The sequence below is a fragment of the Methylibium sp. Pch-M genome, assembly GCF_004136295.1.
In the GTDB taxonomy this organism is placed as follows: Bacteria; Pseudomonadota; Gammaproteobacteria; order Burkholderiales; family Burkholderiaceae_C; genus Methylibium; species Methylibium petroleiphilum.
The window spans coordinates 3,615,610-3,632,193 of the sequence record NZ_CP029606.1 but is presented as its reverse complement, the minus strand read 5'-3'; the positions used below and the strand labels follow the sequence as shown (position 1 = coordinate 3,632,193).

The 16,584-nt window shown below is 69.5% G+C and carries 14 protein-coding genes; 2 read left to right on the top strand and 12 right to left on the bottom strand.

Translation table 11 applies throughout. The annotated features are described in order from the left end of the window. Window positions 1–3: 3 nt before the first annotated feature. The gene (gene xth, locus C1M51_RS17450) at window positions 4–774 is read left to right on the top strand and encodes an exodeoxyribonuclease III (protein WP_129451779.1); all 771 of its coding nucleotides are present in this window, start codon (window positions 4–6) and stop codon (window positions 772–774) included. A 12-nt stretch (window positions 775–786) separates the two neighbouring features. Here xth and C1M51_RS17445 read toward each other — a convergent pair whose 3' ends face one another. The 10 genes from C1M51_RS17445 to C1M51_RS17400 form a co-directional block, all read right to left on the bottom strand. Beyond that, window positions 787–1,356, bottom strand: a complete 570-nt coding sequence (locus tag C1M51_RS17445; protein ID WP_129451777.1) for a DUF3617 domain-containing protein — start codon at window positions 1,354–1,356, stop codon at window positions 787–789. A 52-nt stretch (window positions 1,357–1,408) separates the two neighbouring features. Next, the gene (gene ntrC, locus C1M51_RS17440) at window positions 1,409–2,920 is read right to left on the bottom strand and encodes a nitrogen regulation protein NR(I) (protein ID WP_129451775.1); all 1,512 of its coding nucleotides are present in this window, start codon (window positions 2,918–2,920) and stop codon (window positions 1,409–1,411) included. 50 nt (window positions 2,921–2,970) lie between these two features. Further along, complete coding sequence (gene glnL, locus C1M51_RS17435) at window positions 2,971–4,092, bottom strand: nitrogen regulation protein NR(II) (RefSeq protein WP_129451773.1); 1,122 nt, start codon at window positions 4,090–4,092, stop codon at window positions 2,971–2,973. Continuing rightward, window positions 4,085–4,600, bottom strand: a complete 516-nt coding sequence (locus C1M51_RS17430; RefSeq protein ID WP_011829668.1) for a hypothetical protein — start codon at window positions 4,598–4,600, stop codon at window positions 4,085–4,087. The genes glnL and C1M51_RS17430 overlap by 8 nt, the downstream gene beginning before the upstream one ends. Before the next feature lie 190 nt (window positions 4,601–4,790). After that, the gene (gene glnA, locus C1M51_RS17425) at window positions 4,791–6,209 is read right to left on the bottom strand and encodes a type I glutamate--ammonia ligase (RefSeq protein ID WP_011829669.1); all 1,419 of its coding nucleotides are present in this window, start codon (window positions 6,207–6,209) and stop codon (window positions 4,791–4,793) included. 222 nt (window positions 6,210–6,431) lie between these two features. After that, window positions 6,432–7,241, bottom strand: a complete 810-nt coding sequence (locus C1M51_RS17420; RefSeq protein WP_129451771.1) for a molybdopterin-binding protein — start codon at window positions 7,239–7,241, stop codon at window positions 6,432–6,434. Between the two features lie 23 nt (window positions 7,242–7,264). Then, window positions 7,265–8,146, bottom strand: a complete 882-nt coding sequence (locus tag C1M51_RS17415; RefSeq protein ID WP_129451770.1) for an EI24 domain-containing protein — start codon at window positions 8,144–8,146, stop codon at window positions 7,265–7,267. A gap of 39 nt (window positions 8,147–8,185) precedes the next feature. Beyond that, a complete protein-coding gene (locus tag C1M51_RS17410; protein ID WP_129451768.1) occupies window positions 8,186–9,160 on the bottom strand; it encodes a sterol desaturase family protein in 975 nt (324 codons plus the stop codon). Between the two features lie 7 nt (window positions 9,161–9,167). Beyond that, window positions 9,168–9,962 carry a polysaccharide deacetylase family protein gene (locus tag C1M51_RS17405; protein WP_129451766.1) on the bottom strand — a complete coding sequence of 265 codons (795 nt, stop codon included), beginning with the start codon at window positions 9,960–9,962 and terminating at the stop codon, window positions 9,168–9,170. Beyond that, entirely contained in the window at window positions 9,946–10,920 is a 975-nt protein-coding gene (locus C1M51_RS17400; RefSeq protein ID WP_129451765.1) for a YncE family protein, read from the bottom strand. Before C1M51_RS17400 ends, C1M51_RS17405 begins: the two co-directional genes overlap by 17 nt. Window positions 10,921–11,169: 249 nt before the next feature. Here C1M51_RS17400 and C1M51_RS17395 point away from each other — a divergent pair, with 249 nt between their 5' ends. Continuing rightward, entirely contained in the window at window positions 11,170–12,096 is a 927-nt protein-coding gene (locus tag C1M51_RS17395; protein ID WP_207207773.1) for an ROK family protein, read from the top strand. 21 nt (window positions 12,097–12,117) lie between these two features. Here C1M51_RS17395 and C1M51_RS17390 read toward each other — a convergent pair whose 3' ends face one another. Together C1M51_RS17390 and ettA are read right to left on the bottom strand one after the other, a co-directional pair. After that, window positions 12,118–14,775 carry a zinc-dependent metalloprotease gene (locus C1M51_RS17390; RefSeq protein ID WP_129451763.1) on the bottom strand — a complete coding sequence of 886 codons (2,658 nt, stop codon included), beginning with the start codon at window positions 14,773–14,775 and terminating at the stop codon, window positions 12,118–12,120. Between the two features lie 55 nt (window positions 14,776–14,830). After that, window positions 14,831–16,498 carry an energy-dependent translational throttle protein EttA gene (gene ettA / locus C1M51_RS17385; protein WP_011829677.1) on the bottom strand — a complete coding sequence of 556 codons (1,668 nt, stop codon included), beginning with the start codon at window positions 16,496–16,498 and terminating at the stop codon, window positions 14,831–14,833. Window positions 16,499–16,584 lie beyond the last annotated feature (86 nt).

Here is a 16,584-nt window from a genome sequence, read left to right as displayed (position 1 = left end):
CTCTTGAAACTCGCCACCTGGAACGTCAACTCGCTCGCCGTGCGCCTGCCTCAGGTGCTGGACTGGCTGGCCGCGAACCCGGTCGACGCACTGGTGCTTCAGGAAACCAAGCTCACCGACGACAAGTTCCCGCGCGCCGAGATCGAGGCCGCCGGTTACGCGGTGCAGTGGTTCGGGCAGAAGACCTACAACGGCGTGGCACTGCTGTCGCGCGAGCCGGCGCATGACGTGACGAAGAACATCTTCGGCTTCACCGACGAGCAGGCCCGCGTGATCGCCGGCACGGTGGACGGCGTGCGCGTGATCGGCGCCTACTTCCCGAACGGCCAGGCGCCGGACAGCGAGAAGTTCACCTACAAGATGGCGTGGCTGCAGGCGCTGCGCGACTGGGTGCGCAGCGAGCTGGCCGTGCACGCGAGGCTGGTGCTGATGGGCGACTTCAACATCGCGCCGGAAGACCGTGATGTGCACGACCCGGTGCTGTGGGCCGGGCAGATCCATTGCACACCGCAGGAGCGTGAGCACTTCCGCGAGTTGATCGGGCTCGGCCTGGTCGATGCCTTCCGGCTGTTCGAGCAGCCGCCCAAGAGCTGGAGCTGGTGGGACTACCGCAACCTCGCGTTCCGCAAGAACCAGGGCCTGCGCATCGACCACATCCTGGTCAGCGAGGCGCTGAAGCCGACGGTGAGCGCCTGCACGATCGACAAGCTGCCGCGCAAGAACGAACGGCCCAGCGACCACGCGCCGGTGGTCGTGGAGCTTTCCTTGGCGTGAGCGGCGGTCCGCCTACCTGGCGGCAGCGGGCGGGCGCGGCAGCGGCTTGACGCTGCCGCAATCGGCGCCGAGCCACTGGCCCTCACCCTGCATCGCCATCTTCGTGCCCTTGGCACCGCCGGTGCCGCGCATCTTCATCGTGTAGCGCTCGGCGCTGAGCGTGGTGATCTCGATGTCACCCTGGGACGGCGGCTTGGTACAGACGTACTTGATGTTCGTCGTCGCGCCGGAGCGGCTCTGGTCGTACTTGCAGTCGGGCCGCTGCTCCATCGGCACCGACTGGCGCGCCACGTCTTCGGGCGTGACGCAGACCTTGCTGGTCGAGCCGCCGCCGGTGGCGGCGTCCATGCCGGCGCCGTTGCGGCCCATCATCTCTTCCATCTGCTTGCGCTGCGCCGGCGGCATGGCGGCCATCTGCTTGCGCATCTGCTCCATCTGCGCCTGCTGGGCCGGATCGAGCTCCATCTGCTGCCTGATCTGCCACAGACCCGGCTTCATGGCGGTCTGGCCCTGCGCCGGCCCCACCGCCCCCAGCATGCCGGCACACAGCAGCGCCGCGGTGCCTATCCATGAATGGCTCATCGATCGCCTCCTCGTCCAGCCCGGGAACCGACCCGCGCCGACATGGCACGGCTCAGTCGTCGAGACCCAGTTCCTGGATTTTGCGCGTGATCGTGTTGCGACCGATGCCGAGCTTGTGGGCCGCCTCGATGCGCCGGCCGCGCGTGATGTCGAGCGCGGTGTGGATCAGGCGCGCCTCGAACTTGTCGGTCAGGGCCTGCCAGACGTCGGGCACGCCGGCCTCGAGCAGGGCACGCGCCTCGCGCTCCAGATCGTCGAGCCAGAGCCCGGCCACCGCTGCCGCCGCAGCGATCGGCGTGTAGGCCGCGCCGGCGGCCGCTGGATCGTTCGGGGCGATGGGGGCCGACGCCTCGGGCAAGGCGCCGTGGGCGGCGCCCTGCGGCGCGGCCGTCATGGGTGCAGCCGAGGCGATGGCCGTCAGCTCCGGCGGCAGGTCCTTGGCGTCGACCATCTGCGCCGGCGCCATCACCGTGAGCCAGTGGCAGATGTTCTCGAGCTGCCGCACGTTGCCGGGATAGTCGAAGCTCGACAGCCGCGCCAGCGCGGCCTCGCTCAGGCGCTTGGCCTCGACGCCCAGTTCCTTGGCGCTCTTCTGCAGGAAGGAGCGCGCCAGCGCCGGGATGTCCTCGCGCCGCTCGCGCAGCGCCGGCAGGCGCAGGCGGATCACGTTGAGGCGGTGGAACAGGTCTTCGCGGAAGGCACCCTGCTTCACGCGCTGCTCGAGGTCCTGGTGGGTGGCGGCGATCACGCGCACCGTGCTCTTCAGCGGGTTGTGCCCGCCGACGCGATAGAACTGCCCGTCGCTCAGCACGCGCAGCAGGCGCGTCTGCAGGTCGAAGGGCATGTCGCCGATCTCGTCGAGGAACAGCGTGCCGCCGTCGGCCTGCTCGAAGCGACCGCGCCGTGTGGTCTGCGCGCCGGTGAAGGCGCCGCGCTCGTGGCCGAACAGCTCGCTCTCGAGCAGGTCCTTGGGGATGGCCGCGGTGTTGATCGCGACGAAGGGGCCACTGGCGCGCGAGCTGTGCTTGTGCAGCGCATGCGCCACCAGTTCCTTGCCGGAGCCGCTCTCCCCGGTAATGAGCACGGTGACGTTGCTCTGGCTCAGGCGGCCGATGGCGCGGAACACGTCCTGCATCGCCGGCGCCTGGCCGAGCATCTCGGGCACCTGGGTCAGGCGCTCGTCGCCCTCGTCCTCGCGCAGGCTCTCGTCGAGCGCGCGGCGGATCAGTTCCACGGCCTTGGGCAGGTCGAAGGGCTTGGGCAGGTATTCGAAAGCGCCGCCCTGGAAGGCCGAGACGGCGCTGTCGAGGTCGGAGTAGGCGGTCATGATGATGACCGGCAGGGCCGGCAGCCGCTCCTTGAGCGTGCCGAGCAGATCGATGCCCGAGCCGCCGGGCATGCGGATGTCGCTCACCAGCACCTGCGGCGCGTCGCCCTCGTCGAGTGCCGTGAGCACGTCGCGCGGGTTCGCGAAGCAGCGCACCGGCAGCTCCTCGCGTTGCAGGGCCTTCTGGAGCACGAAGCGGATGGATTGATCGTCGTCGACGATCCAGATGGATTTCATGCGGCTCTGCGATCCCTGAGCGTCTTGCCAGCCGCAGCCCCGACATCGGGTCAGGGGAGCGGCATCGTGATTTTGAACAGCGTCCTGCCCGGTTCACTCTCGCATTCGATCGTGCCCTGATGTTGCGCCACGAAGGTCTGTGCCAGTGTGAGCCCCAAGCCCGAACCGCCATCGCGCCCGGAAACCAGCGGGTAGAAGATGCGATCGCGGATGGCCTCGGGAACGCCCGGACCGTTGTCCTCAATATGCAATTCCAGTGCCAAACGAAAGCGCTGCTTGCCGAGCGTGACCTGCCGGGCGATCCGCGTGCGCAGGACGATGCGGGCGTCACCGGCCACCATGCGCTCGCCCAGCGCCTGGGCGGCGTTGTGGGCGATGTTCAGCACCGCCTGGATCAGCTGCTCGCGGTCGCCGCGGAAGTCGGGGATCGAGGTGTCGTAGTCGCGTTCGATCCGGAGCCCGCGGGGAAACTCGGCCACGATCAGGGCGCGCACCCGCTCGCACACCTCGTGGATGTTGACGTCGCCCACCACGTGCGGGCGGCGATGCGGCGCCAGCAGCCGGTCGACCAGCGCCTGCAGGCGGTCGGCCTCGTGGATGATGACCTGTGCGTACTCGCTCAGGCCCTTGGACTCGACCTCCATCTGCAGCAGTTGCGCCGCGCCGCGGATGCCACCCAGCGGGTTCTTGATCTCGTGGGCCAGGTTGCGGATCAGCTCCTTGGTGGCGCGCACCTGGTCGAGCGCGCGCTCCTCGCGGTCCTGCCGGGTCTGCTGCTCGATCTCGATCAGCTCGACCAGCGTGACGTCGGACTGCTCCATCTGGTTGACGATCACGTGCACCAGCAGCGGCTCACCGGGCGACACGAAGGGCCGCTTGAGCTGGGCATCGAGGCGGCTGGTCGAGAACTCGTTGCAGGCCACCGCGGCGACGGTGTCCCGCAGCAGCGAGGGATCGACGAACCATTCGAACCAGTCGCGCCGCAGCACGTTGCGGCGCGACAGGCCCAGGACGTTCTCGAACGCCGCGTTGGCGAACAGGCAGCGCCCGTCGGGCTGGACCACCGCCACCATGGTGGCGAGCAGGTCGAAGGCCTCGCTCCAGTGCGCCGCAGCCGGCAGTGTGGTGCTCGCCGCGCCGGCCGCGACGGCAATGCCGCGGCGCTCAGCCACCGCTGCCGCCGGTGACCTTGGAGAGCTCGCGCCGCAGGGCCGCCACGTCGGACTCGGAGCGCTCGATGCTGGCCTTCATCTCGGCCACGCGGTCGAGGTACTTCTGGTAGTTCTTCTCGTCGCCGCGTCGCTCGGGCTGGCCGTTGTTGTACTCCTGCTTCAGCGCCGTCAGGCGCTCCTCTTCGCGGCGCAGCTCGGTCTCGAGGATGCGGCGCTTGTCGGTGTCGCGCGCGCGCTGGTCGGCCGGGTCGACGCGGCTGTCGGCCGGACGCGATTCGCCGCTCGGCGTGGCGGCCGGAGCGCGCCGCGCCGGCGCCTGGATCACCGTGATCGGCGCGCCCTCGAGCGTCTTGCAGCCCTTGGCGGCGGCCTCCTTCGGCGTGTAGGCGCTGGTGTACAGGTTGCCCGGGCACTTGTAGATGACGGGCTCCTGGGCCCCCGCGCCAGCGGCCGAGCTCACCAGCCCTGCCGCGACCAGCACGCGCAGTTCAACCGTCCATCGACTCATCCCGACTCCTTCATCCCGACGATCCGCAACAGCGCGACGCCCTGCGACCGGAGTATCCGGCATCCCGCATTCAACGCACGCCGTGCTGCCGGCGCGCACCGCGCCCCAAAAAAAAGGGACGGCGGATGCCGTCCCTTTCTCACACGCGACTTGCGCGCCGGCGGGCGGGCCCGCAGGCCCGCCTCGGCGATCAGAGCGTGTAGTACATGTCGAACTCGACCGGATGGGTCGCCATGCGGAAGCGCGTGACTTCCTGCATCTTGAGGTCGATGTAGGCGTCGAGGTAGGAGTCGGTGAACACGCCGCCCTTGGTGAGGAAGGCACGGTCCTTCTCCAGGTACTCAAGCGCCTGCTCGAGGCTGGCGCAGACGGTCGGGATCTTCGCGTCCTCTTCCGGCGGCAGGTGGTACAGGTCCTTGGTGGCGGCTTCGCCCGGGTGGATCTTGTTCTCCACGCCGTCCAGGCCGGCCATCAACAGCGCTGCGAAACCCAGGTAGGGGTTCATCAGGGGATCGGGGAAGCGCGCCTCGACGCGGCGGCCCTTGGGATTGGCCACGTAGGGGATGCGGATCGAGGCCGAGCGGTTCTTGGCCGAGTAGGCCAGCTTCACCGGGGCTTCGAAGCCAGGCACCAGGCGCTTGTAGCTGTTGGTGCCGGGGTTCGTGATCGCGTTCAGCGCCCGGGCGTGCTTGATGATGCCGCCGATGTAGAACAGCGCGAATTCGCTCAGGCCGGCATAGCCGTCACCGGCGAACAGGTTCTTGCCGTCCTTCCAGACCGACTGGTGCACGTGCATGCCCGAGCCGTTGTCGCCGACGATGGGCTTGGGCATGAAGGTCGCGGTCTTGCCGTAGGCGTGGGCCACGTTGTGGATCACGTACTTCTGCAGCTGCACCCAGTCGGCGCGCTGGATCAGCGTGCTGAACTTCGTGCCGATCTCCATCTGGCCGGCGTTCGCCACCTCGTGGTGGTGCACCTCGACCGGGATGCCCAGCGATTCGAGGATCAGGCACATCTCCGAGCGCAGGTCCTGGCCCGAATCGACCGGCGGCACCGGGAAGTAGCCGCCCTTGACGGCCGGGCGGAAGCCCGAGTTGCCGTGCTCGTATTCCTTGCCGGTGTTCCAGGCCGCTTCCTCGCTCTCGATCTTGGCGAAGCAGCCCGACATGTCGTTGCTCCAGCGCACGCTGTCGAACACGAAGAACTCGGGCTCAGGACCGAAGTAGGCGGCGTCGCCCAGGCCCGAGGCCTTCATGTAGGCCTCGGCACGCTTGGCGAGCGAACGCGGATCGCGCTCGTAGGCCTTGCCGTCGGCGGGATCGATGACGTCGCAGGTCAGGATCAGCGTGGGCTCTTCGAAGAACGGGTCGATGTTGGCCGTGTTCGGATCGGGCATCAGCTGCATGTCGGAGGCTTCGATGCCCTTCCAGCCGGCGATCGAAGAGCCATCGAAGGCGTGGCCCGACGTGAACTTGTCTTCGTCGAAATGCGAGACGGGCACGGAAACGTGCTGCTCTTTGCCGCGGGTGTCGGTGAAACGGAAATCAACGAACTTGATCTCGTTTTCCTTCACCATCTTCATCACGTCGGCGACGGTCTTGTTGGCCATCAGGTGCTCCTAGCGGGACGTTGGATCGGTGTGGGGGAATGGGGCTGAGAGGCCCCGGCAATGGCCGGAAAGGGCTCTCGGAAATTTAGCAGAAACCATGCCCAGGACAGGATCGTGAACGGTGCGCGCGTGCGCCTCGACGGCTCATCGACAGGCTGGATCGCACATCAGGCACTGATTCGAGGCAGATAACGCACCAAGAACGACCATTCCCGGGCGTCGTCAACGCACCATTTCAGGGCCAAGCTGGGCGCCGTAGCCGCTCAGTCCGGTCAGCAGCGCGGCATAGGCGCGGCCCAGCGTGTCGGCGTTGCCGCCCTTCACGCCGAGCTCGATGTGGCGACCATGCTCCGGGTGGTCGACGCTGGGCAGGCTGAAGACCTTGACGTCGGCGAACTCGGCCTCGATGGCCTCCATCAGCGGCGTGAGCGCGGCCTCCATCGCCCCGTAGACGATCACCGAACGCTCGGCCTGCCCGCCGCCGCGGAGATGCGCGTAATGGGTGTCGAGCACCCACGCCATCATCGGCCAGGCCATCACCGGAAAGCCGGGGACGAAATGCACGGCACCGCCCGCCGGGCCGTCGACCGTGAAGCCGGCGATCTTGTTGTAGGGGTTGGGGATGAGGCGCGCGCCTTCGGGAAACACGCCCATGTTGAGCCGATGGCGGTTGTCGTCGCGATCGGGTTCGTAGGGCACGCCCTGCTCCGCAGCCACGTCGCGCATGCGCTCGATGATGAGGTCGCGCGCCTGCGGATGCAGCGCCAGCGGCACGCCGAGCGCCGCTGCCGCGCACTGTCGCGTGTGATCGTCGGGTGTCGCGCCGATGCCGCCGCAGGAGAACACCGCCGCGCCGCTGGCGAAGGCGTCTCGCAGGTCGGCGGTGATGCGTGCACGGTCGTCGCCCGCATAGCGCGCCCACGCGAGCTGCAGGCCGCGTTCACCGAGCAGTTCGATGGTCTTGGCGAGGTGCTTGTCCTGGCGCTTGCCCGAGAGGATCTCGTCCCCGATGATCAGCAGCCCGAATTCCATTTCGTCCTTCCTTCGGCAGCGGTTCAGACCGGCGGCAGCGCGGGCGGCACGGCCGGCACCGTATCGATCACGATCGCATCGGGCGGCCCCGTCACCGCGCTCACCGGCTCGCTGCGTGCACGCAGCGCCTGCAGTTCGGCCAGGCAGTAGTGGCTGAACCACAGCGCCGAGAACGCGAACACCAGCGTGTACAGCCAGACCGACACCACGATCAGCACCGGCGCGAACACCAGCAGCGCCGCGCTCACCGCCCACACCAGCGCCGGCGCGGCACCGAGGTAGCCGGTGACGATGCCGATGCCCAGCAGCGGCAGGCGGTGCACGCGCATCAGCTCGCGCCGTTCGTCGCGCGTCGCGTGCTCGGCGAGCGCATCGAAGCTCATCACGCGGTAGCTGAGCCAGCCCCAGATCAGCGGCGGCAGCAACAGCACCAGCGGCGGCACGAGCCACAGCGGCATCGAGATCACCAGCGCACCCACCGCCAGCAGGGTGGCGCCCAGCGAGTACAGCACGCTGCGCCACACCGGCTCGCCATGCCGGCGTTCGAGCGCGGCGAAGCGCCGCTGCGCCACCAGGTCGACCAGCTTCGGCATCATCATCAGCGCCACCACCAGCAGCGACAGGATGACCAGCGCCGGCACCGCCAGCGCCAGCACGATGAGGGGGGCGACCAGGGTCCGCAGGCCACCCGCGCCCACCGATTCAAGCCAGCCGAGCGCACTGCCGGTCAGGGACCAGGCATCGAGCTGGGCGCGCACGGCGATCAGTGCGCTCTCCCAGAAGAAATAGCCCAGCACCGCGGCCAGCACGCCGGTCAGCAGCAGCGGCAGCACCGACAGCCAGATGACGCGCGGGTGCAGGCAGTAGGCGGCGGCACGCCAGAACGAATCGACCAGTTGCTTCATCCGACGAGCATACCCAAGGCCCGCCAGCCGCGCCGTCGCTCAGGCGCGCCCGAACAAGCGCTGCAGGCCCCGCCACTGCTGGGCCCAGAAGCCGCGGCCGTAGTCGCGCGCGCCCTCGCCGGGCAACTGGTCGCGCACGCCCGTCGGGTCGTAGCGGTTCTCGAAGTTGGCCGTGCCGAACAGCACGTCCCACAGTGGGAACAGCACCGCGAAGTTGTGGCCGCCGAGCGTGCCCTGCCCGTTCGACTCGTGGCCGAGCCCGATGCTGTGGTGCAGGCGATGGAAGCGCGGGCTGGCCAGCAGCCGCTCGCCGACGCGGCCGAAGCTCAGGCGCAGGTTCGCGTGCTGCAGGTTCTCCAGCAACTGCGTGACCGCGACGACCGCGATGAACTGGCCCGGCGGCACACCGATCGCCCGCGCCAGCAGCACCAGCAGCGCGTCGCGCAGCAGGTCGTCGAGCAGGTGGTTGCGGCTGTCGCTCCACATCGTCATCTGGCGCTGGCTGTGGTGCAGGGCGTGCAGCGCCCACCAGGCGTTCAGGCCGTGCTGGCCGCGGTGGATCCAGTAGTCGGCGAGGTCGAACACCAGCAGGTAGGCCACGAAGGCGAACACCGCCGTGTCGCTGACGCCCGGCCACGCGGGGGCCAGCCACTGGTCGAGCTGCCAGCCGCCGTAGCCCTGCAGGCTGAGCGCGCCGAACATCGCGTCCCACAGCGGATCGACGGCGAAGAACAGCGCCACGCGGAACAGCCCCAGGCGGTGCAGCAGCGTGTACAGCACGTCGATGCGCACGGCGCGCCGGTCCACCACCGGCTCCACCGGCCGCCAGCGTTCCAGCGGCGCGATGAGCACGAGCATCACCGCCAGCTGCAGCAGGCCGACCAGCAGCCAGCCGGTGGCGTCGAAACCGTCCTCGAGCAGGTTGCCGAAGCCCAGCGAGAAGAGCAAGGGCTGCACCACCGCCTCGAACAAGGCTTGCTGGGCCTGCGCGAACAGGTCGGTCAAGGCTTCCATCGCCAGCTCAGTGCATCGGATGGGCCGCGATCCAGGCGCGGTAGTCGGGATGATCGCGCAGGGTCGCGAAGCACAGGCCGCGGGCCTTCAGGCCCTCGATCAGCGGCTCCAGCACCACCGGCGCCCAGGCGTCCTGGCGCGACCAGATGCCCAGGTGGGCCAGCAGGATGTCGCCCACCCGGATGTCGCGCAGTGCCTTCGACAGCAGTTGCGCGTTCGGGTACTTGTCGCTCGGCAGCTCGTCGCCCAGGAAGCCGGCCGGCGACCACGGCACGTGCTTGAAGCCGCAGGTTCCGGCCGCCTTCAGCAAGGCCGGCGAGGTGCGTCCGGCCGGCGCGCGGAACAGCGGCAGCGCCGACTGACCACTGATCTGCTCGAAGCGCTGCAGCGGCCGCTTCAGCGCCGCACAGTAGTCGGCCGCGGTGACCGTCAGCGTCCGGCCGCTGTCGGGCCCGGCGGTGGGCCGGACACGGAAGCCTGCGCCACTGTCGGCGCGCCACACCCAGTGGTCCCAGGTGTGCGAACCGAAGGCATGGCCTTCAGCCGCCCTCGCCTTCCACCACGGCGCCCACTGGTCGTCGAGGCTGCTGCCGTCGGTCAGCGTGCGCTCGTTGGCAAGGAAGAACGTGACCCGGACCTGCTGACGCTGCAGCACCTCGGCCACCAGCGGGGCCACGCCCATGTGGCCGGTGTCGAAGCTCAGGTAGACCGGCTTGTCGCAGGCCGCGGCGAGCGCCGCGCCGCCGCACAGCGCAGTCGCGACGGCGGCTACTGCACGTCGCAGCTCAGCGGCGAGACGCATGGGCCAGGGTCCACACGCCGTGCGGCGAGCGGCCGACGGCGACCTGCCGCACCACTTGCCGCTTGACCGGGTCGATCACCGTGAGCTTGCGCGCCCAGCGCGAGGTGACCAGGATGGTCTTCGTGCCCTGCGCATCGACCATCACGTCGATGCAGTCCGGCCCGCCGGGCGCCGGATAGGTGTCGACCACGGTGAGCGTCTGCAGGTCGATGCGGCTGATGGTGTTGGCGACGCGGTTGCTCACGAGCACGTGGCGTCCGTCGCCCCAGGCGCGAAAGGCATGCGCGCCGGCGCCGGTCTTGATGCGCTTGACCAGCTTCGCCGGGACCGCCGTCACATCGTAGACCTCGACGAACTCGTCACCGGTCAGGCCGACGAGCAATTGCCTGTCGTCCGGCGTCAGGTAGACGTCGGCCGGCAGCTTGCCGGTCGGCACCGTCCAGCGCGGCGTCTGCGTGGCGAGCTCGATCGCCACCAGCTGGTCGCTGTCCTGCAGCGAGGCGTAGACGACGGAGCTCCGGCTGTCGATGAACAGGTGGCTCGGTGTCTTGGCGGCGGCCACCTTCTTCACCAGCTTGAAGTCGCCGCCGTCGGCGCCGGCGGTCCAGCGATAGATCGCCACATGGTCGAGCCGGTTCGCCGCGGTGACGAACCACTTCATGTCGGGCGAGAAGCGCAGCTGGTAGGGATCGTCGACACCGGCGATCGTGCGCTGCACCAGCCCGGTCTTCGGATCGACCAGCGTCAGGGTGTCCGACATGGCATTCGCGACAAGCAGCGAACGCTCGTCGGGCGACAGGTAGAGGTGGTGCGGCTCCTTGCCGGTGGGCAGACGGCGCAGTTCGGTGAAGCTCACGGGATCGATCACGCTGATCGTCGCGTCCAGCGAGTTGAGCACGAAGATCGGCTGCGGGCCCGTCGACTTCACCGCGCTCGCGGCAGACGCCGCCGGAGCCACTGAAACCGCCGGGGCCGAGGCGGGCTGCGATCGGGCCCCCAGACAGACTGCACAGAGCGTCGTCAGCACCACGGTCTGCAGTGCCCTGCCCACTTTCCCACGCCGGCACGGGCCGCGAGCCGCGCTCACTTCTTGATTCAATCGATCCCCCGACAGCAAACCCAAGATTCTACGGGCCGCCCCCTGACGGCCCGGGCTTCACTACAGTGCAGTCAACGCGATCACGGCCTTCGCCGCCGACCACCGACCATGAGCTCCAGCCCCCTGCCCGCCCTCGGCATCGACCTCGGCGGCACCAAGATCGAAGCCATGCTGCTCGACGACACCGGCGCCACGCGCTGGCGCGAGCGCATCCCGACGCCGCCCGACGATTACCGGGCCGCGCTGGCCGCCATCGGTGGCCTGGTCGAACGGGCGCGTGCGGCCGCCGGCGGCGCCATCAGCGTCGGCATCGGCACGCCGGGCACGCGGCGCGCCGACGGTGCCATGAAGAATGCCAACTCCACCTGCCTCAACGGCCAGCCGCTGCTGCGCGACCTGGAGGCGCTGCTGGGCCAGCCGATCGCGCTCGCCAACGACGCCAACTGCCTGGCGCTGTCGGAGGCCACCGACGGCGCCGGTGCCGGTGCCGCCGTGGTGTTCGCGGTGATCCTCGGTACCGGCTGCGGCGGCGGCGTGGCAGTGCACGGCCGGGTGCTGCAAGGCCCGAACGGCCTGGCCGGCGAATGGGGGCACAACCCCCTGCCCTGGGCGCGCGACGATGAACGGCCCGGGCCGGCCTGCTATTGCGGTACTGCCGGTTGCATCGAGGCCTGGCTCAGCGGTCCGGCGGTGGCCGCCGACCACCGCCGACACGGTGGCGCGGCCATCGACGCCGTCGCGATCGCCCAGGGAGCCCTGGCCGGCGATGCGGCCTGCCAGGCCAGCCTCGATCGGCACGCGCTGCGCGTTGCGCGCGCGCTGGCGTCGGTGGTCAACCTGCTCGACCCGGACGTCATCGTGTTCGGCGGCGGCGCCTCGCGCCTGCCTGGCCTGATCGACCGCCTGCCAAGCCTGTGGACACCCTGGGTGTTCGGCGCCCGTCACGACCCGCCGGTGCGGACCCGGCTCGCGCTCTCGCAGCATGGCGACGCCTCGGGCGTGCGCGGGGCGGCCTGGCTCGGCCGCGCCCTGTGAGCGCCGGCGTCGCCGCGCCGCTCAGGACGAAGCGCGCACCGGCCGCGCGCTGAGTGCCTGCGACAGGGTCTCGGCGCTGTCGGCCAGGTGGGCCCGCGCCTCGGCGCTGAGGCCCGGACGGCGGCGCGCCACCTCCATCTGCGCCAGCAGCGCGCGCGATTGCGCGCGCAGCAGGCTGCGGGCATCGGCCCGGCTGAGCGCGCCCGGCCGCAGCAGCAGTGCAGCGACGCGGTTCACATGCTCGCGTTGCAGTTCGCGGCGCGGCGGCGCGATGTCGCCACCGGCGCGCAACTCACTCCACACGTCGCGCGTCAGGCGCTGGTAAAGCTCGGCGAGCGGCAGGGCGTCGGCGGCGCTGCTGGCCTTGCCCTGGCTGTCGAGCAGGCGCGCGGCCACCGCGTCGCTCATCAGCTGGCTCAGCACGTTGCGCTGCAGTTCGAGCACCGCGCCGACCAGCGAGTAATCGGTGGCGATCTGCGTCTCGCCGCTGAAGACCGCGTCGGTGCGCTCGGCGAAATCGGGCGCCAGGCGGCGCTGCAGGGTCGGCGAAAGGCGGATGCTGTCGGCCGCCAGCAGGCCGCGCGACAGCGTGTCGAGCGCCAGGCGCTGCTGGGCGGCCGGCAGCGGCTGCAGCGGGTCTCGGCCGCTGCCCGGCGCGTCGCGCAGCGTGCGCACGCCGCCGATCTGGCGCGCGAGCACGGTCGCGGCACGGCCCAGATCGCGCAGCGCATAGCTGACCGAGCGTCGCAGCACCGGATAGTCGCTGCCCGGAGGCAGCGCGCGCCGCTCCTGGCGCGCCAGCAGGTCGCGCGCGATCGCGAAGCGCTTGCTGGCGAAGGCCACCGGGTCGTCGCCGAGGTCGAACTGCAGCGCCTCGGGGTCGATGCCCAGCGCGTTGTCCTCGTCGGTGCCGTAGGCCAGTTCGGGTTCGGCACTGCGGGCGGCGATGCGCGCCAGTTCGGCCGCCTCGTCGGCCGCGGCGAGCGGCTTGTAGCCGTACTCGATGGCCCAGTAGTCGTAGGGACCGAGCGTGGTCTGGAACGGCGTGCCGCCGGCCTGGCCGGGCGCCGGCAGGTTGACGGCAGCGTATTCCATCACCGAGCCGGTCAGTGCATGGTCGGCGGTGAAGGCCGGGTCGGACAGCTGCGCCTCGCCGTAGACCCGGGAGGCGCGGAAGTTGTGGCGCAGCCCCAGCGTGTGGCCGACCTCGTGCATCGTCACGTCCTTCAGGTAGGCCAGCACGTAGGCCTCGGTGTCGAGACTGCCGGGGTCGAGTTCGCCGCGCGCCTCCAGCACGTCGAGCGCGTAGCCGAGCTGCTCGGCGGCGCCATCGGCATGGGTGCATGCGGTGGCGTCATGCCCCGCATGCGCATCCGGGCCCTGAGCGATCGCGAGCACCTGGGTGCGCTCGGTGCGGCGGTTGCGCGAGGACAGGCTCTCGATGCCGATGTCGGCATCGACGATCTCGCCGCTGCGCGGATCGACGTGGCTCGGGCCGATGGCACCGAAGGACGGTGCCGCGTTGGTCATCCAGCGCACCGAGGCGCGGTTCACGTCCAGCGTGTCGAAGTCGGCATCCTCGGGCTGCACCTCGACGCGGATCGCGTCGCGGAAGCCGATGCGCGCGAACGCCTTGTTCCACTCCAGGATGCCGGCGCTGATGGCGCCGCGGTACTTGTCCGGGATGCTGCGGTCCAGCCAGTAGGTGATGGGCTTGACCGGCTCGGACAGCGCCGCCGCCGGGTCCTTCTTCTCCAGACGCCAACGGTTGACGAAGCGCTGGCGCGGCGAGCGCGCGAGGTCGTCGCTGAAGTCGCTGCGCACGCTCTGGAAGTAGCCGATGCGGGGATCGGAGGCACGCGGCGTCATCGGCTGCTCGGGCAACCGGGCCAGCGCGTAGTAGACGGTGACGAACAGGCTGCGGGCGTCGGGCACGGTGCTGGGCGTGCTCGGCACCACCGTCGCGCCCGGCTGGGCCTGGACGATGCGGGCGGTGGCGTAATGGCCCAGCACCTCGAAGCTCACCGCGTCGGGCAGCGCCCGCTCCTTGCCGATCGCGGAATTGCGCGCCTCGAAGGCATAGCCCTGGCGGAATGCACGATCCAGCGTCGAGGCGACGCCCAGCAGGTCGCCGAGAAACAGCGCGTTGAGTTCCACCAGCACCGACTTGCGTTGCGGGTGCGGCTGGCTGGCCACCGGCGCGCTGGTGACGAGACTGGGCGAGAACGCCGCCTGCACCGCGCGGCCGGTCGGGGTGCCCGTGGCCGCGGTGTAGGCAAGATTCGGCGCAATCAGCTGCACCTGGTTGTTGAGCCGGCGGAACTCGACGATCCGCGGGCTGCTGGCCATCAGGCCGCCGAACAGCCCTGCCTCCCCGATGCCGGTGGCCAGCTTGGGCGAAAAGAAGTAGGGCCGGTTCAGATCCTCGGGCTTCAGCTCGAGCCAGAGCTTGTCGTCCTTGCGCCACAGCGTGAACAGGCCTTCGCTGGCCTTGGCGTCCTTCACCACCGTCGCGAAGGCCGGCGGCGCACCGGGTGTCGGTGCAGGTGCCGAAGCGGCCCCCGCGGCGGCGGGCGCCGTCGCGGCCGCACCGGCCTGTGTCGCCGGCCGCAGCGATGCGCAGCCGGACAGCAGCAGTGCACCCGCCAGCAGCAGCACCGGAACGCGCAGGAACTTCATGCTCGACGGAATCGCGGAACCGCACCGCGCCCGTTGCGGGCGCGAGGCTTTGGGCTCAGACGCTCAGTGCCTTGAAACGGATGCGCTTGGGCTTGGCGCCCTCCTCACCCAGGCGCTTCTTCTTGTCGGCCTCGTACTCCTGGTAGTTGCCGTCAAAGAAGAACCACTTCGAATCGCCCTCGCAGGCCAGGATGTGGGTGGCGATGCGGTCGAGGAACCAGCGGTCGTGCGAGATCACCATCACGCAGCCGGCGAACTCGAGCAGCGCGTCTTCCAGCGCGCGCAGCGTCTCCACGTCGAGGTCGTTCGACGGTTCGTCGAGCATCAGCACGTTGCCGCCGGTCGCCAGCGTCTTGGCCAGGTGCAGGCGTCCGCGTTCACCGCCCGAGAGGTTGCCCACCAGCTTCTGCTGGTCGTTGCCCTTGAAGTTGAAGCGCCCGAGGTAGGCCCGCGACGGCACGACGAACTTGCCGATCACCAGGTTGTCGAGGCCGCCCGACATGTCCTGCCACACGGTCTTGTCGCCTTCCAGCGTCTCGCGGGTCTGCTCGACGAAGGCCATCTTGACGGTCGCGCCGACCTTCACGTTGCCCGAATCCGGCTTCTCCTTGCCGGCGATCATGCGGAACAGCGTGGACTTGCCCGCGCCGTTCGGGCCGATGATGCCGACGATCGCGCCGGCCGGGACCTTGAAGCTCAGGTTGTCGATCAGCACCCGGTCGCCGAAGCTCTTGGTGACGTTCTCGAACTCGATGACCTCGTTGCCCAGGCGGTCGGCCACCGGGATGAAGATCTCGTTGGTCTCGTTGCGCTTCTGGTACTCGACGTCGGAGAGCTCCTCGAAGCGCTGCAGGCGCGCCTTGCTCTTGGCCTGGCGCCCCTTGGCGTTCTTGCGGACCCACTCGAGCTCCTGCTTCATCGCCTTGGTGTGCGCATCCTCGGCCTTCTGCTCCTGCTCCAGGCGGGCTTCCTTCTGCTCCAGCCAGTCGCTGTAGTTGCCCTTCCACGGGATGCCGCGGCCGCGGTCCAGTTCCAGGATCCACTCGGCCGCGTTGTCGAGGAAGTAGCGATCGTGGGTGATGCCGACCACGGTGCCCGGGAAGCGCTTGAGGAACTGCTCCAGCCAGTCGACCGATTCGGCGTCCAGGTGGTTGGTGGGTTCGTCGAGCAGCAGCATGTCGGGCTGGCTCAGCAGCAGCCGGCACAGCGCGACGCGGCGCTTCTCGCCGCCCGAGAGCTTGCCGATCACGGCGTCCCAGGGCGGCAGACGCAGCGCGTCGGCGGCGATCTCGAGCTGCAGGTCGGTGTTCTCGCTGCCGGCGGCGGCGATCACGGCCTCCAGTTCGGCCTGCTCGGCAGCCAGCTTGTCGAAGTCGGCGTCCGGTTCGGCGTACTCGGCATACACCTCGTCCAGGCGCTTCTTGGCGGCCAGCACGCCGCCGATGCCCTCCTCGACCGCCTGGCGCACGGTCTGCTCCGGGTTGAGCTGCGGTTCCTGCGGCAGGTAGCCGATCTTGATGCCGGGCATGGGCACGGCCTCGCCCTCGATCTCGTTGTCGAGGCCGGCCATGATCTTCAGCAAGGTCGACTTGCCCGAGCCGTTCAAGCCCAGCACGCCGATCTTGGCGCCGGGGAAGAAACTCAGGGAAATGTCCTTGAGGATCTGTCGTTTCGGGGGAACCGTCTTGCTGACGCGGTTCATCGTGTACACGTACTGGGCCATGTTCGGAGCGCTCTTTTCAGTCAAATTCTGTAAGGCGCAGCGTTTGCCGCGCGACGACGGTATTGTCGCCGACGGCCCCTGCGGCA

Excerpts from the sequence above, each read along its gene's own strand:
- C1M51_RS17445 (WP_129451777.1), bottom strand. The coding sequence starts at position 1,356 with ATGAGCCATTCATGGATAGGCACCGCGGCGCTGCTGTGTGCCGGCATG.
- ntrC (WP_129451775.1), bottom strand. The coding sequence starts at position 2,920 with ATGAAATCCATCTGGATCGTCGACGACGATCAATCCATCCGCTTCGTG.
- C1M51_RS17430 (WP_011829668.1), bottom strand. The coding sequence starts at position 4,600 with ATGAGTCGATGGACGGTTGAACTGCGCGTGCTGGTCGCGGCAGGGCTG.
- glnA (WP_011829669.1), bottom strand. The coding sequence starts at position 6,209 with ATGGCCAACAAGACCGTCGCCGACGTGATGAAGATGGTGAAGGAAAAC.
- C1M51_RS17420 (WP_129451771.1), bottom strand. The coding sequence starts at position 7,241 with ATGGAATTCGGGCTGCTGATCATCGGGGACGAGATCCTCTCGGGCAAG.
- C1M51_RS17415 (WP_129451770.1), bottom strand. The coding sequence starts at position 8,146 with ATGAAGCAACTGGTCGATTCGTTCTGGCGTGCCGCCGCCTACTGCCTG.
- C1M51_RS17410 (WP_129451768.1), bottom strand. The coding sequence starts at position 9,160 with ATGGAAGCCTTGACCGACCTGTTCGCGCAGGCCCAGCAAGCCTTGTTC.
- C1M51_RS17405 (WP_129451766.1), bottom strand. The coding sequence starts at position 9,962 with ATGCGTCTCGCCGCTGAGCTGCGACGTGCAGTAGCCGCCGTCGCGACT.
- C1M51_RS17395 (WP_207207773.1), top strand. The coding sequence starts at position 11,170 with ATGAGCTCCAGCCCCCTGCCCGCCCTCGGCATCGACCTCGGCGGCACC.
- C1M51_RS17390 (WP_129451763.1), bottom strand. The coding sequence starts at position 14,775 with ATGAAGTTCCTGCGCGTTCCGGTGCTGCTGCTGGCGGGTGCACTGCTG.
- ettA (WP_011829677.1), bottom strand. The coding sequence starts at position 16,498 with ATGGCCCAGTACGTGTACACGATGAACCGCGTCAGCAAGACGGTTCCC.